This window comes from Sphingomonas sp. UNC305MFCol5.2, from assembly GCF_000712135.1.
Lineage (GTDB): Bacteria > Pseudomonadota > Alphaproteobacteria > Sphingomonadales > Sphingomonadaceae > Sphingomonas.
On the sequence record NZ_JOOE01000002.1, the window covers coordinates 201,469 to 224,527 of the forward strand.

The 23,059-nt window shown below is 67.5% G+C and carries 14 protein-coding genes; 2 read left to right on the forward strand and 12 right to left on the reverse strand.

Annotated features, from left to right (window positions below):
* The first annotated feature begins 264 nt into the window (after window positions 1-264).
* Window positions 265-2,640: a penicillin acylase family protein gene (locus BR78_RS0108195; protein WP_029936122.1), complete on the forward strand. Its 2,376-nt coding sequence runs from the start codon at window positions 265-267 to the stop codon at window positions 2,638-2,640.
* A 230-nt stretch (window positions 2,641-2,870) separates the two neighbouring features.
* Here the strand turns inward: BR78_RS0108195 and trxA are convergent, their stop codons facing one another.
* The 12 genes from trxA to BR78_RS0108255 all read right to left on the reverse strand — a co-directional run bounded on the left by trxA (window position 2,871) and on the right by BR78_RS0108255 (window position 22,188).
* A complete protein-coding gene (trxA, locus tag BR78_RS0108200; RefSeq protein ID WP_029936124.1) occupies window positions 2,871-3,191 on the reverse strand; it encodes a thioredoxin in 321 nt (106 codons plus the stop codon).
* Between the two features lie 55 nt (window positions 3,192-3,246).
* Window positions 3,247-6,666: a double-strand break repair helicase AddA gene (gene addA / locus BR78_RS0108205; protein WP_029936126.1), complete on the reverse strand. Its 3,420-nt coding sequence runs from the start codon at window positions 6,664-6,666 to the stop codon at window positions 3,247-3,249.
* Window positions 6,667-6,810: 144 nt separating this feature from the next.
* A complete protein-coding gene (gene addB, locus BR78_RS0108210) occupies window positions 6,811-9,741 on the reverse strand; it encodes a double-strand break repair protein AddB (protein ID WP_029936128.1) in 2,931 nt (976 codons plus the stop codon).
* A gap of 143 nt (window positions 9,742-9,884) precedes the next feature.
* On the reverse strand, window positions 9,885-10,640 hold the full coding sequence (locus BR78_RS0108215) for a nucleotidyltransferase family protein (protein WP_029936130.1): 756 nt from the start codon (window positions 10,638-10,640) through the stop codon (window positions 9,885-9,887).
* Entirely contained in the window at window positions 10,637-11,611 is a 975-nt protein-coding gene (locus tag BR78_RS0108220) for an aminoglycoside phosphotransferase family protein (protein WP_029936132.1), read from the reverse strand. The genes BR78_RS0108215 and BR78_RS0108220 overlap by 4 nt, the downstream gene beginning before the upstream one ends.
* Window positions 11,608-12,051, reverse strand: coding sequence for a tRNA (adenosine(37)-N6)-threonylcarbamoyltransferase complex ATPase subunit type 1 TsaE (gene tsaE, locus BR78_RS0108225; protein ID WP_029936133.1), 444 nt, complete (start codon window positions 12,049-12,051; stop codon window positions 11,608-11,610). Before tsaE ends, BR78_RS0108220 begins: the two co-directional genes overlap by 4 nt.
* A gap of 16 nt (window positions 12,052-12,067) precedes the next feature.
* A complete protein-coding gene (locus tag BR78_RS0108230; RefSeq protein WP_029936136.1) occupies window positions 12,068-14,404 on the reverse strand; it encodes a PAS domain-containing sensor histidine kinase in 2,337 nt (778 codons plus the stop codon).
* Between the two features lie 85 nt (window positions 14,405-14,489).
* The gene (locus BR78_RS0108235) at window positions 14,490-14,741 is read right to left on the reverse strand and encodes a hypothetical protein (protein WP_029936138.1); all 252 of its coding nucleotides are present in this window, start codon (window positions 14,739-14,741) and stop codon (window positions 14,490-14,492) included.
* A 326-nt stretch (window positions 14,742-15,067) separates the two neighbouring features.
* Window positions 15,068-18,085, reverse strand: coding sequence for a TonB-dependent receptor plug domain-containing protein (locus BR78_RS0108240; protein WP_051683264.1), 3,018 nt, complete (start codon window positions 18,083-18,085; stop codon window positions 15,068-15,070).
* A 198-nt stretch (window positions 18,086-18,283) separates the two neighbouring features.
* Window positions 18,284-19,699: an adenosylhomocysteinase gene (gene ahcY / locus BR78_RS0108245; protein ID WP_025560120.1), complete on the reverse strand. Its 1,416-nt coding sequence runs from the start codon at window positions 19,697-19,699 to the stop codon at window positions 18,284-18,286.
* A 123-nt stretch (window positions 19,700-19,822) separates the two neighbouring features.
* A complete protein-coding gene (locus tag BR78_RS0108250; protein WP_025560119.1) occupies window positions 19,823-20,551 on the reverse strand; it encodes a DUF6683 family protein in 729 nt (242 codons plus the stop codon).
* A 116-nt stretch (window positions 20,552-20,667) separates the two neighbouring features.
* Complete coding sequence (locus BR78_RS0108255; protein ID WP_025560118.1) at window positions 20,668-22,188, reverse strand: TolB family protein; 1,521 nt, start codon at window positions 22,186-22,188, stop codon at window positions 20,668-20,670.
* A 182-nt stretch (window positions 22,189-22,370) separates the two neighbouring features.
* Between BR78_RS0108255 and BR78_RS0108260 the strand changes: the two genes are divergently transcribed.
* On the forward strand, window positions 22,371-23,048 hold the full coding sequence (locus BR78_RS0108260; RefSeq protein ID WP_025560117.1) for a DNA alkylation repair protein: 678 nt from the start codon (window positions 22,371-22,373) through the stop codon (window positions 23,046-23,048).
* The last annotated feature ends 11 nt before the right edge of the window (window positions 23,049-23,059 follow it).

Below are 23,059 nucleotides of genomic sequence, written 5' to 3' on the forward strand. Positions count from 1 at the left end.
CCCGCGCGCATGCCCTCCGCGGCAACGCACCGCATGGTCCTGCAACCTCTATCGGGTCACATGCGATCATGCCGGACGAAGGTGCGCCGTGGCCGCGCAAAGCGTCAACCGGCCACGGGGTTCTTAGGCTTCACCGCACCATAGCCGCAGACTATGGGTCGCGGCCATAACCGGACCCTATGGGTGGGGAAGCCCTCGCCATGAGACGGCTCGGCGCGGGCGGCGCTAGCGTCGCGCCCGAATTGCCATAGCGGGAAGATTGCCGTGTTCGACCGTCGTTCCTTCTTGCTTGGTTCGTCCGCGACGCTCGCATTGACGCCAACGATATCGCTGGCTCGCATAGGATCGACCCAGGCGCGCGAGATCGTCGTGCGCGGGGCCAAGGCGCCGATCGAGATCGTCGACGACGTCTATGGCGTTCCGCACATCCGCGCGGCTTCGATCCCCGATGCTTTTTTCGGCCAGGGCTATGTCGTCGCGCGTGATCGGTTGTTCCAGCTCGATCTCTCGCACCGCCGCGAATTCGGCCGCCTCGCCGAAGCTTTTGGGCCGGGCTTCGCCAGACACGACGCGACCGCGCGCCTGTTCCATTATCGCGGCGATCTCGACGCCGAGCTGCGCGACGTGCCCGACGATGTGCTCGCCTGCGCGCGTGCCTATGTCGCGGGGATCAACGCGCGCATCGACGAAGTGATGGCCGATCGCGCGCTGCTGCCGCTCGAATACAGGATCCTCGACGTGGCTCCGCTCCGCTGGGAGCTGCGCGACCTGGTGCTCGCGCGTGGCGCCTCGATCGACAATGCCGATGACGAGGTTCGCCGCGCGCAGCTCGCCGCGCTCGGGCTGCTCGATCTCGACGCGATCATCGCGCCGCTGCGTCCGGCATGGACGATGACGGTTCCCGAGGGGCTGGATGTGGCGGCGGTTTCGGCGGCGGATCTGGGAATGCTCCAGCTCGGCAGCCTCCCCTTCAGCGCCGAGACGCCGGTCGCCGATCCGGCCGCGGGTCCCGCCGAGCGCGCCAATGCCGGCAGCAATGCCTGGACCGTCGCGCCCTCGCGCACCGCCACCGGGCGCCCGATACTCGCCAACGATCCGCATCTCGGCATCGGCGGTTTCGGCCCCCGCCATGTCGCACATCTGAGCGCACCCGGGCTCGACGTGATCGGCGGCGGCTCGCCCGGGCTGCCGGGGATCATGCAGGGCCATACCGATCGCTTCGCGTTCGGGCGCACCAATTTTCACATCGACCAGCTCGACCTGTTCGTCCTCGAGCTCGATCCCGAAAACCCCGAACGCTATCGCCACGACGGCGGCTGGAAGCGGTTCCGCCGGGTCGAAGTCGTGATCCCGGTGCGCGGCGGATCGCCGCGGAACGTGACGCTGCGCTATTCGGTCCAGGGGCCGGTGGTGTCGCACGATCCGGCGCGGCGGCGCGCGACCGCGGTCGCCTCGATCGGGATGCAGCCGGGCGCCTGTGGCGCGTTCGCGATGATCGCGATCAACCTCGCAAAGGACTGGGAGAGCCTGCGCAAATCGGCCTTCCGCCTCCATCCTTCGCCGACCAACCTCCATTATGCCGATGTGGACGGAAACACCGGCTGGCAGGTGATCGGCTATGCGCCGGTGCGCAAGAAGGGCGACGGGCTGCTCCCGGTTCCGGGCGACGGGCGCTACGACTGGACCGGCGTGCGCGATTTCAAGGCGCTGCCCAACGAATATAATCCCTCGAAAGGCTGGTTCGCGTCGGCCAACCAGAACAACCTGCCCGCCGATTGGCCACGCGACCGCATTCCCGCTTTCTCGTTCCGCGACCCCTATCGCTACGAGCGCATCGCCGAAATCCTCTCGCACCAGGACCGCCACAGCCTCGCCGACAGCGTCACGCTCCACCACGATACGCTGTCGACGCCCGCGAAGCAGTTGCTCGCGCTTCTGCCCGAACGCCCCTCGCCCGCCGCGCAGCCGGCGGTCGCGCTGCTGCGCCGATGGGATGCGCGGCTCGATGCCAATAGCGGTGCCGCGGCGCTCTTCGAGATATTGTGGCGCGATCTCGGCAAGCGGATGCTCGCCGCGATCGTGCCCGACCGGGCCAAGCATCTCGTCACGGAGATCGCCCCGTCGGTGCTGCTCGGCCTGCTCGCAAAACCGGATTCGCGGCTGGGCAGCGATCCGCAGGCGACGCGCGATGCGATGCTGGATGCCGCGCTCACCGCCGCCTGGGCTTCGGCGCGCGAATTGCTCGGCCCCGATCCGGCCGCGTGGCGTTGGGATACGCTCCATCAGGTCCGCATCCAGCATCCCTTGTCACGCATTCCGGCGATCGCCGCGGCTTTCCCCGCCATCGAGGGCAGAGGAACGGGCGGCGATTCGTACACGGTGATGGCGCGCTGGCTCGGCGGCGGCCCCGGCTGGCGCGTCGGCGGCGGCGCGAGCTATCTGCAGGTCATCGATGTCGGCGCATGGGACAATTCGCTGATGCTCAACCTGCCCGGCCAGTCGAACGATCCGCGCTCGCCGCATTATCGCGACCAATATGCGCCATGGATCGAAGGCAGGATGCGGCCGATGCTGTTCAGCCGCAATGCGGTCGACGGCCAGGCCGCCGGCCGCACTAGGCTGAAACCGGATAGGCGCTAGAGCGCACCGACATTCGAACTCCCCTCCCTCTTAGGGAGGGAGTGATCAGATCGAAATGCGCCCCGCGCATTTCTGAACCGCGTGGGACGCGGTTCATCTGATCACTGGGTGGGTTAGGAAAGCCGGCTCGATGCCCGGTCTTTCCTTCTTTCCCCACCCGCTCGATGGGCTCGCTACGCTCGCACCCACCCCCGGCCCCTCCCTTGCAGGGAGGGGAGCTCAGGCGCCGATCAGAGCTCGCGCTCGATCCACTGCTTGATCGCGCTCTTCGGCATCGCGCCGACCTGCGTCGCGGCCTGCTGGCCGTTCTTGAACAGGATCATCGTCGGGATGCCGCGCACGCCATATTTGGTGGGCGCATCGGGGTTCGCGTCGATGTCGAGCTTGACGATGTTGACCTTGTCGCCGAGCTCGCTCGCCAGTTCCTCGAGCGCCGGGGCGATTATCCGGCACGGCCCGCACCACTCGGCCCAGAAATCCACGAGCACAGGCTTGTCCGCCTGGAGGACATCGGCATCGAAGCTGGCGTCGGTGGTAGCCTGCGTGGCCATGAACGGTCTCCTGATAAAGTCTTGGGCGTATATCTATGTGTCCAGCCGCTCCGGCTCAAGCGCGCGGCGCCAAGCTTTGCTCCGTGGCGACCAAGTCCGCCTTGTGCGCGGCGAGCAGGTCATCGGGCAGCACATGCAGCGTCGGCCCCGCGGTATAGAGCAAGGCGGCTTCGATCCGGCGCCCCGGGAAGATCACCGCCAATGCCGCGCTATAGGCCGCCATCTGCCGAAGATGATAAGGCGGGATCTCCTCGACGCTGCCCGGCGCCCGCCTCCCGGTCTTGAAATCGACGACACGGACGCCGTCGGGGCCGACCACCAGCCGGTCGACCGTGCCCGACACGACCAGCCCCTCCACCACCGCCGCGATAGGCGCCTCGGCGAGCGCATCGGGCGCGAACAAGGCAGAAAAGCCCGGATCGCCGATCACTGCCAGCGCGGCGCCTGCAATCTCCGAGCGCGCCTCGGCATCCGCAACTCCACCCGGCCCGGCCAGCCAGCGCTCGGCCGCCGCTTCGCGCATGTCGGGCGCGAGGGCAGGCAATCGCTCGAACAACGCGTGGAGCAGGCGCCCGCGCTCGGCAGCGACGCGCATTGCGGGGCCGGGCGGCGGATCGGCGACGCTGTCGTCGCCCAGTGCCGACGGCGCGAGCGGCCGCGGCGGACGCGCTTCCTCGGGCGCCGGACGCGCGATCCATTCGGGCAGCGCCGGATCGGCAGCCGCAACCTCCACGGTGCGCGCAACCGCCGCGACAGGCGCAGGGGGCGCCAGACCGCGGAACTCCCGGACATCGCCTGCCGCCACTTCCAGCGCATCGAAAGCGCGCACGCAGGTGGCGTACCAGCTTGCGGCCGGCGGCTCGCCCTTCGCCTGCGGGCCGAGCGCGCCGGTGATCAACAGTCGCTCCTCGGCGCGCGTCGCCGCGACATAGAATAGTCGCCAATGCTCCTGAAGCTCGCGCGCATCGACCTGGCTCACCACCGCATCGAGCGCCCCGCCCCGCTCCGCCGCGCGCGGCCGGAAGATCGGGAACGGCGCATTTTCGTAATCCTCCGGCGCCCAGAGCAGGAAATCGCGCGGGCTCCGCGTCGGATCCACCGTCGCATCGGCGAGGATCACCAACGGCGCCTGCAGCCCCTTGGCGCCGTGCGCGGTCATCACCCGCACCGCGCCCGCCGGCTGCGCGGCATCGCGAACGATCTCGACATCGCCGCGATCGAACCAGTCGAGGAAGCGCTGGAGCGAGGGCGTCGCCACATTCTCGAAGTTGAGCGCGGCGTTGAGCAGTTCCTCGATCGGATCGCGCGCCTCTTCGCCCAGCCGCAGCAGCAATTTCCGACGCCCGTCGAGCGGCCCGGAGAGGATCTCTTCGAGGAAGCGATAGGGCGTGGTGAAATCGGCGCGATTGAGCAGCGCCTCCAGCGGTGCGATCCGGTCCTTGGCGGTGTCGCGCAAATGTCGCCACAGCGATGCGTGCCTCGGCCGCAGCGCAGCCTTCATGAGATCGTCCTGGCTCCACCCGATCAGCGGCGAGACCAAAAGCGACGCCAGCGACAGATCGTCCTCGGGCTGGAGCACGAAGCGCACCGCCGCCAGCAGGTCCTGCACCGCCAGCGGCGCATTGAGCCGCAACCGGTCGACTCCCGCCACCGGCACCCCCTCGGCATAGAGCCGCGCGACGATCAGCGAAGCGAGCTCGCCGCGGCGCTTGACGAGGATCATCACGTCCTCGGGGCGCAGCGCCCTGCCTTTGCTCTCCAGCATCAGCCCGTCGTCGAGCCAGCCCTTTATCGCCCGGGCGATCCGTTTGGCATGCTCGCGGGTCGCGTCGCGAACCCATTCCTCTTCCTCGGCTTCGGTTCCGCCCTCGATCGTCGGTGCCCAGAGCGTCACGGTGCCGGGGCCGGGCACTTCGCTGGCATGCAATTCGCCGTCGGTGCCCATGCCCGGCTCGGGCAACTCGCCGATCGCCGCGTCGACGAACTCGAGCACCGGTGCGGTCGAGCGGAAGCTGTGCGTCAGCGACAATTCCTCGACCGGGCGCGGTTCCACGTCGAACCCGGCATCGGGCTGGTAGTTCGAAAGCGCGCGGAACCGCTCGAACGCCGCGCGGAAATAGATCGGGTCGGTGCCCTGAAAGCCGAAGATCGCCTGCTTGTAGTCGCCGACGGTGAACAGCGTGCGTAGCGTTTCGGCGCGCGTGCCCTCGCCGACGAAGAACTCGTCGACGATCTTGCTGACGATCGCCCATTGCTGCGGGTTGGTGTCCTGCGCCTCGTCGATCAGGACATGCTCGGTCACCTGATCGAGCTTGTAGCGCACCCATTCGCCCATGCCCGGCTGGCCGAGCAGCTCGACGGTGCGGCGAATCAGATCGTTGAAGTCGACCGCGCCCACCCGTCGCTTGGCCCGCGCATAGGTGTCGGCATAGGCGCGCCCCGCCTCGAGTCCGCGCGCGAGCAGATCGGCGAACTCGGCCTGGACCTTCATTCCCAGCAATTCGGCGCATCGCCCGTGCAGCCGCATTGCGAGATCGGCATAGCCCGCATCCTGCGGCGCCTGCCCCTTGCCGAACGAGCGCGGCTCGCCCTTGGCAGTTGCCCAGACCGAATGGAGGTCCGCCAGCCGCAGCGCGCGCTTGCCCGGCGGCAGCGTCACCCACATCGCGATCTCTTCGGCGCGCGCGAGCCCCGATTTGGTGCCCCAGCTCGCGTTCATCGCAGCGATCTCGCGCAGCCCCGCGAGATCGAATGCGTCGTCGCCGCAGCTTCGCTCGATCTCGGCGCCGATATCGCCCGAAGGCAAACCCATCGCGCGGCGCAGGAACGGCTGGATGCCGCTCGGCAGCGCGTCCATGGCCTCGGCATTCGACGCGCACATTTTGAGGAACGCCTCGGCCTTGCCCTCGCCGAGCCTGAGGCTGAGCGCGCCGACCGCGTCGATCAGCCCGGTGCGCCCCTCGCGCCCGGCATCGATCAGCATCTCCGCCAATGCCTCGCGCACGAGCACCGCTTCCTCGCGCTGGTCGAGCGGCCGGAAGCCCGGGACCAGCCCCGCCTCGACCGGAAAGGCCGAAAGCAAAGACTGGCAGAAGCTGTGGATCGTCTGGATGCGGATCCCGCCGCCGGGCGCGTCGAGCACCTTGGCGAACAGGGTGCGTGCGCGGGCGCGGCCTTCGGGCGAGATGCTCTCCCCCAGCGCATCGAGATCGTCGACCAGCTCCTTGTCGCTGGCGCGCACCCAGCGCGCGAGCCGGCTGGTGATCCGCTCGGACATCTCGGCCGCGCCCGCCTTGGTGAAGGTCAGGCACAGGATCGCGCCGGGATCCACCCCGGCGAGCAATAGCCTCCAGACGCGCGCGGCGAGCACCTGCGTCTTGCCGGTCCCCGCCGAGGCGGAGAGCCAGACGTGCCGTGCCGGGTCGCTGGCCCGGCGCTGGTTGCCCTTGAGCGGGTGGAGGGGACGAACACTCACCGGACTCCCCTCCCTGAAAGGGAGGAGTCGGGGGTGGGTAGCGAGCGAAGCGAGCTTAGAGCGCGCGAGACGGCCGCCGTCTGCGCGGCGGCACCCACCCCCAGCCCCTCCTTTTCAGGGAGGGGAGCAAGAAGGAGGCGGATTTCAGTCACGCCCATACCATTCATCGCGCCGCATCAGCTGGTCATACTCGGCGTACGGCGCGTAATCCGGGTGCAGCTTCGCGGTGAACGGCTCGTCGCCGGTCAGCCACATCGCCGCCGCGCCCTCGAATTGCGCCACCGCGCGGTCGATGAACTCGTCAGCGGGCAGGTAATCGCGGCGCTTCGGATCGCACGGGCTCTCGACATAGCCGAAGGTCCCCCGGCTGTTCTTCGACAGCGACCAATATTCGAATTGCTTCGCCCGCCCCTCTATCCCCTCGAACCCGCCGCGCTCGGCGATCAGCCCGAGCAATCCGAGCTGCAGGCTGAACCCCTCGCGCACCGCGGCGAGACTCGGCGGCTTGCCGGTCTTGTAGTCGACGATCGCGAGGCTGCCGTCGCCCATCCGGTCGATCCGGTCGAAGGTGCCGCTGAGTTCGACACCCGCGAACGGGATCACCCCGCGCTTCTCGACTGCTATCACCTTTCGCGACGGATCGGCGGCGATCGCGCCCGCGATCCAGTCGATCGCTTCCATCAGCCGCGGCGCCCACAAAGCGCGCATCATCGGATGGGTTCGCTCGTCGGCCAGCATCGCCTCGGCGCGCGCACGCAACTTGTCGGGCGCGCAATCGTCTTCCTCGAACCAGCGTTCGAGCACCGCGTGCACTGCAGTCCCCCGCCACGCCGCGCTGGGATCGGCGTCGACCGGATCGAGCGGCATCAGCCGCAGCATCCGCCGCGCGTAGAAGGCGTAGGGATCGGCCTTGAGGCGATCGACTTCGGTCACCGACAAAGCCTTGGGCCGCAGTTCCACGGGAGGTTGCGGCGCCGGACGATCGGCGGGCAGATGCTTGCCCGGATCGTCGATCCCGCGCAGCCAGGCCGCGATCTCCCCTGCTCGCTCAAGCCCGCCCGACAGCGCCTCGAGCCGCAGCCAGAAGCGCGAGGCGATGGTCGGCGCGCTGGCATCGCGCCGCGCCCGCGTGAGCAACACTTGCGGCGCCCCCAGCGCCCCCGCCAGATCATGCGCCGAAAGCCCGATGCGGCGCTCCAGCCCCGGCAGTCCCAATTCCGCCCGGATCCGCGGCGCAAGCCACGGATCGGGTGCGGGCAACCCCGGCCATACGCCTTCGTTCAATCCGCCGAGGATCATCAGATCGGCGGTCTGCAGCCGCGCCTCGATCAGGCCGAGGATCGCCAGCCGCGGATGCCCGCCCTGCGGCGGCCGCACCGCGACTTCCTCCATCAGCGTGCGCAGCATCGGCGCGAGCGTCTCGGGTTCGGCACGCGGCGGGCCGTTCGCCGCCTCGCGCTCGGCGGCATCGAGCAGGCCGGCAGCCTCGCGTCCCTCGGCGCGTGCCCAGAGCGCGTCGCCGCCGAGCGCCTGCGCCGTCTCACGCAGCGCCGCGAGCAGCGCCGGCACCGGCTGCGGCCCGCCCGCGAACAGCGCCTCCAGCGGCGCGAGTAGCGCCCGAGCCTCCGGCCACCAGCGCTCCGCCGCTTGGCGCAAATGCCCGTCGCGCCCGTCCTGCTCGGCCAGATGCCGGTCGATCCCGGCGAGCCCCGGTGCGGGGCGCGGCCCGCGCATCGCCCGATCGAGCAGACGCACGCCCTCCAGCCATTCGGCGCGGCGTTCCGTCATCGTCAGCGGATGTTTGAGCAAGGTCAGCAACGGCAAGGGCGCGAAACCCTGTGCGGCGGCATCGGCGAGCGCGAGCAGCAACGTGCCCGGCGGCAGGATCGACAGCGGCTGGCCCGCCGAATCGTCGACCGCTATGCCCCAGCGCGCGCAATGCGCCGCGACCCGCCGGGCCAGCGCGCGATCGGGCGTGACCAGGGCCGCGGTCCGCCCCGGCGTCTCCAGCACTTCGCGCAGCGCCAGCGCGATGCCCTGCGCTTCCTCGGCGGGCGTGGCCACGTCGAGCACGCGGACACCGTCGAGGCGGCGCTCGGCGGCGGGGAGCGACGTCCAGCCGTGCGTCAGCTCGGGCGGCGCCATCGCCGATGCGATCGCCTTGCTGCGCGCGGGCGGAGCGTCATGCTCGCTGACCACGCGCCACGGGTCGAACTCGCTGCGATGCACGCCCATCCGGTCGAGCAGCAGCTTCAGGTGGAATTGCGGATGGCTCTCGAGGTTCCGCCGCCGCCGACCGGTGACCGGATCGGGCTTGTGTGGACCGAGCGCATCCCATTCGGCTTCGCTGATCCCGGTGGCGAGCCCGGGCAGCACCACCATCCCCTGCGGCAGCCCCGCGACGGTGCGCAGCAGCCGCGCAAAAGCCGGCGCGGACGCGGTGATACCCGCGGCGCAGACGAACCCCTCGGGCGGAGCGCTCCGCCACCGCTTCGCCATCTTGTCGATCAGCCGCCGGCGCCGCTCCGCAAGATCGATCCGCCCGAGCCGGTCGAGTTCCTTCGGCCAGCGGGTCAATACGATCTCGAACAAAGCCAGCGAGCGCTCCCAATGCGCCGACAGCTCCTGGCTGAGCTCGATCTCCTTGAGCGCGCGCGGGGCGACTTCCTCGATCAGCAGCTGGTCGAGCGTGGTGGCGAGATCGCCGGCCAGCCGCACCGCCTCGGCCGCATCGACCGGAGAGCCCGCCTCCTGGATCAGCCGCGCGAGGATCATCCGCCGTTGGAGCGGATCGACTGCGGGCGGAATCGGCTCCGCGTCGTCGGCAGTATCGAACACCGCCTCGTCGAGCTCGGGATCCCCCACCGCGACCAGCCGCGGCAGCAGCAACCCGCCTTCACTGGCGCGGACGAACGCATCCTGGATCGCCCGCTTGGCGCGGTTGTTGGGGAGCAGCACCAGCCCCCGCGCAAGCCGCATCGGATCGCTCCCGAAGCGCCGCACCAGCCCGATCGCCAGCGTATCGGCAAAGGCGCGATGCGGCGGGATCGTGTAGAGATGGAGGCGTTCGGGCAAACTCTTCTCACTCCCCTCCCTGCAAGGGAGGGGTCGGGGGTGGGTGGCGAGCGTAGCGAGCCTTGTCGATGCTGGGCAAGAGCGCCGCTCGTCGCGGCGCACCCACCCCTAGCCCCTCCCTTGCAGGGAGGGGAACAAGGGAATCACATCTCCGCCAGCACTGCCTCCGCCGCGCCGACCGCCACGGGCGTGCCGACATCGAACCACAGCCCCTGGTGCACCACGCCCCACAACCGTCCCGCCTCGAGCGCGCGGTTGAAGAACAGGTTCGTCGAGAACGGCCCCTCGGGCCAGTCGCGGATCAGCCGCGGCGAGAGGATCGAGACGCCGATGAACACGAACGGTGCCAGCCGGCCGGGCTTGCGCCGCTCGGTGATCCGCCCCATCGCGTCGAGCCGGAAATCGCCCTGTCCCCCATGGCAATTGGCGCGCGCGAGCGGGATCAGCAGCAGCAATGCGTCCATCCGATCGTCGTCCCACTGCGCCGCGAGCGCGCGGATCGCGTCGATTGGCCCATCGATCCACAGATTGTCGCTGTTGACGCATAGGAACGGCTTGTCGCCGATCATCTCGCGCGCCTGGACGATCCCGCCGCCGGTCTCCATCAGCTGCTTGCGTTCGTCGGAGATCAGGACCTCGATGTCCTTCACCCGCGCCTTGAGATGCGCCTCCATCTGGTCGGCGAGATAATGGACGTTGACGATCGCGCGCTTCACGCCCGCGGCGCGCAGGTGATCGATGCTGTGATCGATCAGTGCCTTGCCCGCCACTTCGACCAGAGGCTTGGGCCGCGTCGCGGTCAGCGGGCGCATCCTTTTGCCGAGCCCGGCCGCCATCACCATCGCGGTTTCGGGCACTGCCGCCTCGGGCTGCGGCCGCAGCGAATAGATCGCGGTCATTCGCCGACGATGGCGAGGGGGTCGCCGCGCAGCTCGACGGGAACATTGGCGTCGAACCAGTCGGCCACGGGCTTGAGCGCCGGATGCTTCAGGTCGCGCTCCAGATAGCCCCAGACGCGCGGGCACAGCCCCGGATAACGCGGCTTGCCGTCGCGCTTCCACAGCCGCGTGAAGATGCCGACGATCTTGGCGTTCCGCTGCGCGCCGAGCACGTGATAGGCCACGTCGAAAGCGTCGCCCGCGCCTGTGATCCTCTTGTAGCGGTCGAGCATCGCGGTCTCGAGCTCGGGCGCCACGTCGCGCCGCGCGTCCTGCAGCAGCGAGACGAGGTCATAGGCTGGATGCCCCGCCAACGCGTCCTGGAAATCGAGCAAGCCCAAACTCTCGCTGCCCTCGATCAGCATGATGTTCTCGGCATGGTAATCGCGCAGCACCGTGACGGGCGTGTGACCCGCGAGCAGCGGCGCGAGTACCGCATCCCACGCATCGACATAGCCCTGCATGTCGACTTCGAGACCCACCGCGGGGGTGTACCATTCGGGCAGCAGTCCCGCCTCGCGCTGATATTCGGCAAGGTCATAAGCGCGGATGTCCGCCGCCTCGTGCTGGCCCAACCGGATCAGCAGATCGACTGCTTCCTCGTAGAGCCGCAGCTCGCTCTCAGGTGCGGCGTCCACCGTCTCGCGCAGCCGCGCATCTCCGAAATCCTCGAGCAGGACGAGACCGTGTACGAGATTCTCCGCGAGGATCGACGGCGCCGCGAAGCCGCGTCCGGTCAGCCAGCGCGCGATCGATATGAACGGGCGCGGGTCCTCGTGCGGCGGCGGCGCGTCCATCAGGATCGCGCTGCGGTCGTGATGGACGACGCGGAAATAGCGCCGGAACGAAGCGTCGCCGGCGAGCGGCCGGATCTCGGCTCCCTCCCATCCGGCGGCAATCAGGAAGTCGGGCGCCGCGGCGGGCGGATTCATGTCAGGAGCCATCGATCCCTCCATGCCGCGGGTACCTTCGCTGTCAAGGCACGCGCGCCATCCGGCGTCAGTTCCAGGCTGAGCCACAGCGCGTCGTGCCAATAATCTTCGCCCAGCCGCTCGGGCCATTCGACGATCAGCAGCGAATCTTCGCGTGCCTCGTCGAGCCCCAATTCCTCGGCCTCCTCGGGCTCCTCGATTCGATAGAGATCGACGTGCAGCACCGGGAAGCGCACGTGCGGCGGGTCATAGGGTTGGACGATCGCGAAGCTCGGGCTCGGCGCTTCCTCTTCCAGTCCGAGTGCGGCGAGCAGCCCCCGCGCGATACTCGTCTTGCCCGCCCCGAGCGGCCCCGAGAGCGCGATCACGTCGCCCGGCCGAACGACGGCAGCGAGCCTTTCGCCAAGCGCCAGCGAATCTTCTGGGGAGGAAAGCCGCATCAAAATCCGACTTGCTTCATCGCGGCAGCTCCACCGTCACCAGCGTGCCTTCGCCAGGTTCGGAGATCAGTTCGATCCGTCCACCATGCGCCTCGACGAACTGCTTGGCGAGCGGCATGCCGAGCCCCAGCGCGCGCTCGCCGTTGCGCGAGAAACCATGTTGGGCGAAGCTGTCGAACGCCTTGGACACCGCTTCCGCGCTCATCCCCGGCCCATTGTCGGAGACGATCACCCGCGCGACTTTCTTGTTGCCGTCGAGATGCAGCAGCACGCGCCCATTCTCCGGGGTGCAGGCCACTGCATGCCGCAGCAGATGCTCGATCACTTGCCGCAGCCGGCGCAGGTCCCCGGTGACGGTGCCCGCCGTCCCCGCATCCTCGACCACCAGCTCGATCTTCTTGTTCTTTGCCAGCGGTGCGACCGCTTCGGCGGCGGCATTGGCCGCCAGTTCGAGATCGACCGGCATCTTCTCCAGCGGCGCGCCCTCGCTCTGCGTCAGATCGAGCACATCGTCGACCAGCGCACTCAGCCGATCGACCGAGACGAGGATCGCCTCGGTATATTCGACTGCACCCTTGGTGAGCTTCCCCGCAAAACCACCGTGCAGCATCTCGGTGAAGCCCTTGATCGACGTCAGCGGCGTGCGCAGCTCGTAGCTCATGTTCGCGACGAACGCGGTCTTGACGCGATCCGCCGCCACCAGCGCCTCGTTGCGATCGCGCAGCGCGCTTTCCGCGCGGTGATGATCGGTGGTGTCGAGCATCGTCACCAGCGCGTTGCCGTCGGGCAGCGGCACCGCGGTGACCTCGAAATGCCTCCCGTCGGCGAACGCCACGCTGCTGCCGCGCGTCTGCCGGTCCTTGGCGGCCATCCCGATCAGATCGCCCAGCACATCGGCGCGGCCCGGATTGGTGAGTTTGGGCCCCGCCGCCTTGACCAGCTGGCCGATCTGCGGATGCCCGTCGAGGAAGCTGTCCTCGAAACCCCAGACCTGGCGGAACTTCCGGTTCCACAATTGCAGCCGCCCCTTGCCGAACACCGCGACCGCTTCGGCCAGGCTTTCCAGCGTCGCGGTACGCACCTGTTGCATTTCGCCATGCTCGCGCTGCAGCTCGAATTGCTGGGTGCGATCCTCGAAGATGAGCAACAGCCCGCCCTCCGGCAAAGGCTGCGCGACCACGCGCAGATGCGCGCCCGCGACGCTCCACGTTTCTTCGACCGCCTCCGGCGCAGTGAACCATTCGCGGCGCTCGGCCTTCCACGCCGGATAGTCGCGCACTTCGGGAATGCGATTGGCCTCGCGCATCCGATCGAGCACCCGATCGAACTCGGGCCGATCGGCCAGCCATTCGGTCTTCATCGCGAACATGCGGCGGAAGGGCTGGTTGCAGAACGCCATGGCCCGATCGGGCGCGAATTGCGCCACGCCCGCGGACAGGCGATCGAGCATCGCCCGCTGCGCCTCGCCGAACCGTTTGAGCCCGCCGCGGAGTTGCTCGAATTCCTCGATGTCGATCGCAAAGCCGGCGACGCCGCCGGTGGGCAGCGGCACGTCGTGCAGCCGCAGCATCCGCCGCGCGCCGTCGATCGTCGCCGGCATCGCCGTGATCTGCGGCTCGCCGGTGTCGCGCGCGATCGCGGCGTTGGCGAGCGGCCCGCCCAGCCCGGCGCCCTCGACCAATTCGAGCCCACGCGCGACCACGTCCTCGCTGTCGCCACCCTCGACTGCGCGGACATAGGCCGAATTTACCATCAACAATCTGAGATCGGGCCCGCGATACCACATCGGCATCGGCGCCGCCTCGATCAGCGCGGTCAGCGCGTCGAAGGCCGTCCGAAGCCGAACGCCCTCGCGCTGGAGCCGGTTGATCTCGCTCTGGCTCTCGGTCGCGTCGAGGAACCACAGCACCACCCCGCCGGGCAGGTGCATCGAATCGCTGGCCCGCTCCCCGATCACCAGCAATGCGCGTTCGGATCCCTGCGCGCGAACCGACATGCTGAAGGACTGCCCGGCCTTTTGCGCGGCGAGGACATGCTCGGAAAGCACGGCGGCGTCGTCAGCCACCAGTCCGCCCTCGATCCCGGCAAGATCGGAGAGCTCGCGCGGCAGGAGGTCCAGTCCCAGCCAGTCGGCCAGCCGCCGCGGTACCTCGACCCGCCCGTCGGCACGCACCACCATTGCCTGCGCCGGCGATCCGGCGACCAGCGCGGCCAGCCGTGCATCCCGGTTGGCGGTTTCGCGTACATCCGCGCGGATCCTCAGGCCGGTGAAGAGCAGCCAGGTGCCACCGAACAGCAGCAGGGCGAGCACCGCCCCCGCCACTATCGCCGCCGACTGCGGAATCTCGATCAAGCCGCCTCTCCGCGGCTTCGCTGCAACATCATGGCCCAACCATTAGGCAAAGCGCCGCCGATCGGAAAGCGGCTTGCGCGCGTCGCTATGCGCGGGGCTCGTATATGGTCTTGCCGAGAAGCCGGTTGAGAAGCGGTCGCCGGGTTTGACGGGGCGGCGCGACCGAGGCGAATTCCGGAGTCGCGTTGTCGAGTGGCTCGATCGAGAGCTGCAGCATCAGCCGCCGGGTCTCGTCCTCCAGCGCCTCTTCCTCGGGCGCGCCCATAGCCAGCCGCAGGATCTCGGCGATCCGTTCGCGCGCGGGCTCGGCATCGAGATGCGCTTCGCTATCCCTCACAATTCAAGGGTCTAACGAAGCGAACCTCCCATCGGTCGCAACACCGGCCGGTTCGCCGGGACGATCCGACGCAAATGCCGGATCGGTCGACTGAAGCACCGCCGGTTGCAGCGGAAGCTCGGGCTGCCACTGCGAAATCCGCTGCTGCTTATAGGATTCGAACAAACCGGAGGCCCAAGCCCGCCACGCTGCCGCAATGCATCCCGGCGCCAGCCTCGCAATTGCGCCGGGCAAAAGCAAAGGGGCCCGGCGTTGCCGAGCCCCTCGCAATTCGCGTGTGTGCCGGCCGCCGCGCCTCAGGCGAGACGCAGCAGCCACGTCTGGCATCAGAAGAAATTGGCCTTGACGCCCACGAAGAAAGAGCGACCGACGGCGCTGATAGGATAGGCCACGGCACCGACATCCGGCTTGCTGTCGAACAGGTTGTTGATGCCGGCATAGATGTTGAAGCGCTCGTCCACGTCATAGCTGGCGAACAGCTCGTGATCCCACTTCTCCTTGTACCAGATGAACTCGGCGGGCAGGTAATCCGGGTTTGCCGCCTCCTGTTCGCGCGTAACGCGACGCGTTTTGCTCCACCAGTTGATACCGTAATTGATCGACAGCGGTCCCTTGGTCCAGCCGAGGTCGAACGTCGCGCTGTACTTGGGCGCCGGGTAAGTGGCCGAGTCGAGCTGGTTCTCGGGATCCGCTCCCAGGCTCGGCACGAAATTGAGCCGATGCAGGTAATTGCCCCTGAAGCGCAGGTTGAACGTACCAGCGTTGTTGAACGGCTCGAACCGGTAGTCCAGCGTCACGTCGAGACCCGCGGTTTTGAACGAAGCCACGTTCTGCGGGATCACCTGGTACGACGAGACGAACCCGGTCGTCGGGCTGCGCGTCAGCAACTGGCAATATACGTTGGTCGTGGTCGGCTGATCATAGCACAGGTCGACGATATCCTGTGCAGTGGAATACTGCACCGCCTGCGTCAGCCTGATATCGTACCAGTCCGCCGTGACCGACAGCCCCGGAACGAAGCTCGGCCGAAGGACGATGCCCGCGGTCCAGGTCTTGGCCGTCTCTTCGGTCAGATCGGGGTTGCCGCCGCTGAAGCCGGCAAGGCTGCTGTTCTGCGGCGAGAACGAACTGTTCGCGGGATCGAACGTCGCGGGGTTGATGCCCAGCGCCGTCAGTGCCGCGGTGCAGTTCGCTGCACGATACGTCGTGCCTTCCGTCAAACGATCGATACCGCACGGATCGGTGATGAACTCGAAGGTGCCGCTCTGCTGCGCATAGAGCTCGCTGATGTTCGGCGCGCGCACCGCCTGCGAGTAAGTGGCGCGGAACGTGATGTCACGCACCGGCGAGTAGCTGCCGTTGACGTTCCATGTCAGGGTGTTGCCGATCGACGAGTAATCCGAGTAGCGGATCGCGCCACCGAGCGACAGGTTCTGCGCGAACGCCATGTCGGAAAGGATCGGCAGGTTGATTTCGCCGAACACTTCCTTGACGTCGAACGAACCCGTGTCGACCGAAGCCTGGGAATCGTCGATCAGCCAACCTGCCTGCGACTCCGCCGAAGGAACGAAGCGGCTTTCCTCTTTGCGGTATTCCGCACCGATGGCGAAGCCCGGCGCGCCGCCCGGCAGGTTGAAGAACGTTCCGGTGTCGCCCGACAGCACTGCCGACGCGACGTGCTGGCGAATGCGCGCCCAGCTGGTGTGATCGACCGTCACGAAGTCGAGCGCCGCCTGCGACGGCGTGCCGTTGCCCAGGATGTTGAGCGGCACGCACTGGCCCGGCCGGAAGCTGACCGGCGCGCCGGTGTAGACGACCGGATTGCCAAGGCTTTCGCCGTTGATGGTGGTCTGCCCCGGCAGGTTGATGCGGCAAGTGACGCCGCCGGCGCCGTCCGACACCGAATCCAGTGCCGCATAATAGCGGTCCGCGATGCGATCGTTGCGATTGGTGCCGCGCTGGGTCGATTGACCGAACACATAGGACACATCGTATTTCAGGTTCGACCCCAGGTCGCCCTTGAAACCAACGACGGTGCGCCACAGTTCGCGTTCCATCTCGTACTGGCGAATGCCGAAGTCGAAATTGTCGCGACTGAACCACGCATCGCCGGTGATCGCGGCCGCACCGTAGCGCTGAGCCAGGAAGTAATTGTCGGCGAACAGCGTCGTGTAGAGGTCGTAGGACGGCTGCCCCTGGGTGACCGCCTTGGACCGCACATACTTGGCCTCGGCATAGACCTCGAACGCCGGGCTGAACTCGAACCGGCCGAAAGCCTGCGCGACGTGGCGGCGGCTGTACGGCGTGAAGTCGCCATAATAGCTTTCGCGCGGAGTGCTCGATCCGCCGATCGTGAACGCCGTGCCGGGAACATAGGTGCCCGGATCATAGACGCCGCCTTCGCCGGTGAAATCGGGCGCGAAGTCCTGGTCGAGGTCGACCGCGCCGCCAAGCGAGCTGTCGGCCCATAACAGACCGGTGAGCAGGACGCGGTCGGGAACGTTGGGATTATCGCCCGCGCTGCCAGGCGCGCCGTCGGCCGGATTGCGCTGGAAGGAGTAGCTCGGCCCGGTCCGGCCATAATTCAGGCGCTTGAGCTGGCTGAACCGATCCGTTTCCTGGAATTCGTAGGTCGCCGTGATATTGCCCCGGCCCCCGGCGAAGTTTTTGCCGGCGGTCACCGCGAAGAAGCGCGAGCCCGCATCGCCACGCTCCGAAATGTTGTTCTGCGCGCGCAGGCGCAGACCCTCGAAATCCTTCTTGAGGATGAAGTTGACCACGCCGGTCACGCCGTCCGCGCCATAGACCGCCGACGCGCCGCCGGTCAGAATTTCCACGCTTTGGACCAGATCGGTCGGAATGGTGTTGATGTCGACAGAGGCGATGCCGGGATAGCCCGCGACATGCCGGCGACCGTCGACCAGCACCAGCGTGCGGTTGGCGCCCAGGTTGCGCAGATCGAGCAAGTTCACGCCGACATTCTGCGCGCCGCCGGTGAGTGCCGATCCGGCGACGTCCACATTGCTCTGCGATCCCAGCAACGCGGGGTTGTCGATCAGAAACTCGGTGAGGTTGGTCTTGCCCGATTGTTCGATGGTTTGGGCCGTGACGATCTGCACCGGATTGGGCAGCGACAGTTCGGGGCGCGCGATGCGCGAACCGGTGACCACGATCTCGGTCTCGGGCGCCTGGTCCTGGGTGGCCGTAGTCGCGTCGGTCTGCGCCGGATCCGGCGTGTCCTGCGCGAATGCCGGCGTGGCGATCGTCATGGCCAGCAGCGACGAGGCCAGAGCGAGGCGCGCGCGGCTAGCCGGCCGACGCGAGCGAACAAGGAAAAACGCCATTACAACTCCCCTTTAAACAAGTGCCCGACTTTTCCGTACTATGTTTCTACAGTGTTTCCGTTCCCGCTGCGCCGCAACACCAAGTGACAGTTATTGCCACAGTGTATCATTGTTGCAACACACGAACAGCAGCCGAAACGAAAAGAGCCGCGCCTCCTGGTGGAGACGCGGCCCGTTTTCAGCCGATGCCGAAAAGGCTCAGTAGCGGTAGTGATCCGGCTTGAACGGCCCTTCCACCGGCACGCCGATATAGTCGGCCTGCTTCTGGCTGAGCTTCGAAAGCTTCACGCCCAGCTTCTCAAGGTGCAGCGCCGCGACCTTCTCGTCGAGATGCTTCGGGAGCACATAGACTTCGTTCTTGTAGTTCTCGCCTTTGGTCCACAGCTCGATCTGCGCGAGCGTCTGGTTGGTGAACGACGACGACATCACGAAGCTCGGGTGGCCGGTGGCGCAGCCGAGGTTCACGAGGCGGCCCTTGGCGAGGATGATGATCTGCTTGCCGTCGGGGAACTTCACCAGGTCGGTGCCCGGCTTCACTTCGTCCCACTCGTAGTTCGACAGCGCGGCGATCTGGATCTCGCTGTCGAAGTGGCCGATGTTGCAGACGATCGACATCGGCTTCATCGCACGCATGTGATCGGCGGTGATCACGTCGGCATTGCCGGTCGCGGTCACGAAAATGTCGGCGCGCCGCACGGCCTCTTCCATCGTCACGACCTCGAAGCCTTCCATCGCCGCCTGCAGCGCGCAGATCGGGTCGATCTCGGTGACGAGAACGCGCGCGCCGCCGTTGCGGAGCGACTGGGCCGAGCCCTTGCCGACGTCGCCGAAGCCGGCGACCACGGCGACCTTGCCGGCGAGCATCACGTCGGTGGCGCGGCGGATCGCGTCGACCAGCGATTCCTTGCAGCCATAGAGATTGTCGAACTTCGACTTGGTGACGCTGTCGTTGACGTTGATCGCAGGGAACGGCAGCTCGCCCTTCTTGGCGATCTCGTACAGGCGGTGGACGCCGGTGGTGGTCTCTTCCGAGACGCCCTTCAGGTTCTTGACCGTCTCGGTCAGGTAACCCGGATACTTGGCGATGAACGCCTTCAGCGCGCGCTGGAACTCGACTTCCTCGTCATTCTCCGGTTCGCCCAACGTCGCGCCGGCTTCGAGCTTGGCACCCCAGAGCGCGAACATCGTCGCGTCGCCGCCATCGTCGAGGATGATGTTGGCGGTCGTGCCGTCACCGTCGGCGCCCCAGTTGAAGATGTCGCCGACATAGTCCCAATATTCGGCGAGGCTCTCGCCCTTCACGGCGAACACGGGGATGCCCGCAGCGGCGATCGCGGCGGCGGCGTGGTCCTGCGTCGAGAAGATGTTGCAGGTCGCCCAGCGGACCTCGGCGCCGAGCGCGGTGAGCGTCTCGATCAGCACCGCGGTCTGGATCGTCATGTGCAGCGAACCGGTGATCCGCGCGCCCTTCAAGGGCTGCGACGGGCCGAATTCCTCGCGCAGGCTCATCAGGCCGGGCATCTCGGTCTCGGCGATTTCGATTTCCTTGCGGCCGAAAGCGGCGAGTTCGATGTCCTTGATGACGTAGTCGTTCTTGTCGAGCACGGTAGCCACGGGCTGATCTCCAGCAGGTATAAAGGGTCGGCGCGCCGGACCCGCCGGCCGCGATTGGCGCGCCCTACCGCGTCAGATGGGAATGCGCAAGTCGGATATAAAGATATCTTTATATGTACCCGCTCAGCCGACGAGCCCCGCCCCGGTCAGCTTCAGCCGGCGCAGGTCAAGGTTCATGTCCTTGCGGAAGCGCGCGGCCGCCGCGTCGGAGAGCCGGGCTACCGCGGCGGCGTCGCGCCGGCTCGCCGCATCCGAATAAGCCCAGCCCTGCGCCACGAAATTGAGCATGAACGTCTCGGCCAGCGCCTGCCGCTCGGCATCGCCCATCCTCGCAAAGGCCGGGCTCGTGCCGAGCGCCCGCACCACCTGCCCGCGCACCGCCTGCACTTGCGCGCGGCTGGCGAACGGTACCTTGTTGGCAATCTGCCAGTTCTGCACCCAATAGCTCGTCATCGCGTCGGCCACGTCGCCGCGCCGCAGCCCGTCCACCGCGACATGCTTTTCCCACAGCCCCAACAGATCGTTCTGCTGGACGGCCTTGCGCAAGCGATCGGCATTGCCCGGGTCCGCGCGCGCGACGAAGTCGGCAAACTGCGCGCGGACCTTGCTGGAGACCTCGGGAGAACTCCGATAACGCGTGCCGGCGGCGGCGTTCGAACGGGTCGGCGCGCGCGTCGGGCGCTCCCCGCCACCGCTCCGGACCGTCGCGCCGAGGACATTGTTCAATTGCCCGACCGACGCCATCGACGCGCCGAAATCCACATACTGGCTCCCGATCGCCGGGAAATCCTGCCCTGCCGCCGGCCCCGCGGCGAGAAGGGCGACGCACATGGCGGCAAGGCGGTAACGCATCCCCAACGCTCCGATCGGCTGACAACCGCTGAATGATTACGCGGGAAAGGTCCCGGCACCAGCCGCCGCCGTCCGCGCCTCGTCCCGCAAAAGCGGCGCCGCGCCGCATCCCGCGTTCAGCGCACCAGCCGGTAGCTCACGAACGCGATTTGCTTTCCGTCGGGCGACCAGCTCGGCACATTGATCGTGCCCTGCCCGCCGAACAGCCGCGTCAGCACCTGGGGCGGCGCGCTGCCGTCGGCGGGCATGATCTTGAGCGCCACGTCCTCGCGATTGGGGGGATGGTCGGTCACTGCCACGTCGAGTCCGAACGACACGAAGACGATCCACTTGCCGTCGGGCGAGACGTGCGGAAACCAGTCGCGCCGCTCGGGATCGCGCGTGAGCTGCACCGGATCGCTGCCGTCGGCATAAGCGCGCCAGATCGCCATCGCGCCGCTCCGGGTCGAGTTGAAGTACAGATATTTGCCGTCGGGCGAATATTCGGGTCCGTCGTCCACCCCCGGCCCGACGATCAGCGGCCGCGCCGATCCGCCAGCCAGATCCTTCGCCCAGATATCGTAGCCGTCGTCGTCGGTGCCGACCCGGACATAGGCCAATGTCTTCCCGTCCGGGCTCCAGCCATGCCAATAGGATCGCGCCTTCGGATCGCTCACCATTTCGCGCGGCGCCCCCGAACCCACGAGCGGCAGCACGAAGATGCGCGAGAGATTGTCGGGTTCGGACTGATCCGAGATTACCAATTGCGTCCCGTCGGGCGAGATGCCGTGATCGTTGTTGTTCCGGATATTGCGCCCCGTCGCGATCGCGACCGGCTCGCCGCCTTCAACCGGTATCCGCCAGATCCGCCCGTCGGCATTGTAGACCAGCGCCTTGCCGTCGCGGGTCCAGTTGGGCGCCTCGATCTTGCTTGGGAAATGACGGACGACGCGGCGGCTCTGCACCCCCACCACTTCGATCACCTCGAGCGTGCTCTCGACCTTCGCGGCGTATCCGGTGTCGGGCACATAGGCGAGGCTCGGCACCGCGATCTCGACATTGGAAAAGGTCGCGGTCTCGGTGACGCTGTTGTCGTGCGCCGATACCGCCAGTCCGACCAGAACCGGCGCCTGGAACGCGATCCGATAGCTCCCGCCGGCGTGCAGCAATTTGCCGTCTGCGCCCGCGACCGAGAAATAGACGAAATTCCCCTCGCGCTCGAGCCGGACACGCCGCGGATGCCAGACGGCGGAGACGATCTGCCGCGTCGGCCCCTCCTGCTCGGCGCGATATTGCAGCGAGACCATCCCGTCGCCGTGCACCATCACATCGGCATAAGGCGATCCGGGCGTCCGGTTCTGCCGGATCATCAGCCCGGCCTTGCGGTGCGGGTCCTTGCCCTTGCCTTCCCATGCGATGTCGGCGGCGATGTGGAAATCGCCCGAACGCTGCATCCAGGCGTAATGGAAAGCGTCCTTCTCGCCCCAGATGTTCGCGCCGCTCGCGGTTATCCGATAGCGGCCGGCATCGTGGCTGACGCTGCCCGGCGTGGCGGTATCGCCGATATCGGCGTGGTTCGCGAAGATGCCGACGGTCTGTGAGGTCGCCGGGTTCGCCCAAAGTGCCAGCGCGCACGCCGCAGCCGAAAGCCTGATCATCTGCCCCTCTCCTCTCACCCCTCAGTGCTCCTGCGCAGGCAGGAGCCAAGGATAGTTGAGTACGCCGCCGCCCTGGGCTCCTGCCTACGCAGGAGCACGGTGATCTGGTGGACATGTTAGCGTTAACCAAGCCGCAAGCGAAACCATTTCGCATCACCACTTCCCGCCCTATCCTGCGCCCCGTGCCGCCCGACATCGCCTCCATTCTCCGCGCCCTCGAAACGCATGCCGACCCCGCGTTTCGCGACACGATGGGTCCGCGCTACGGCATCGTCACGGCGGACCGCGTGCTGGGCGTGCCGATGGCGAAGATCCACGCCGTCGCCAAACCGCTCGGCCGCGACCCCGAGTTCGCCGAGGCGCTGTGGCAAACCGGCGTCTACGAGGCACGCATGCTCGCCTGCATGGTCGACGATCCCGCCACGGTGACGACCGAACGCATGGACCGCTGGCGCGCCGATTTCGACAATTGGGCAGTCACCGACACTTTGTGCTTCAAGCTGTGGGACCGCACCCCGCACGCCTTCGCGATGATCGATCGCTGGGCGACGCTCGAAGGCGAGTTCGGCCGACGTGCGGCGTTCGTCCTGCTCGCCAGTTGCGCGCTGCACCGCAAGGGCGCGGACGCCGATTATCTCGCCCGATTGCCCCTGATCCATGCCGCGGCGACCGACGAGCGCAATTTCGTCAAGAAGGGCGTCAATTGGGCACTGCGTGCGATCGGCGGCAGAAAGAGCCCCGCCCTGCGCACCGCCGCCCGCGATCTCGCCGCCACTCTCGCCGCCTCACCCGACAGAACCCGGCGCTGGATCGGCAAGGACGCACTGCGCGCATTCGCGAAGGCCGATGCCGGGGATTGATCGGTCTTTCC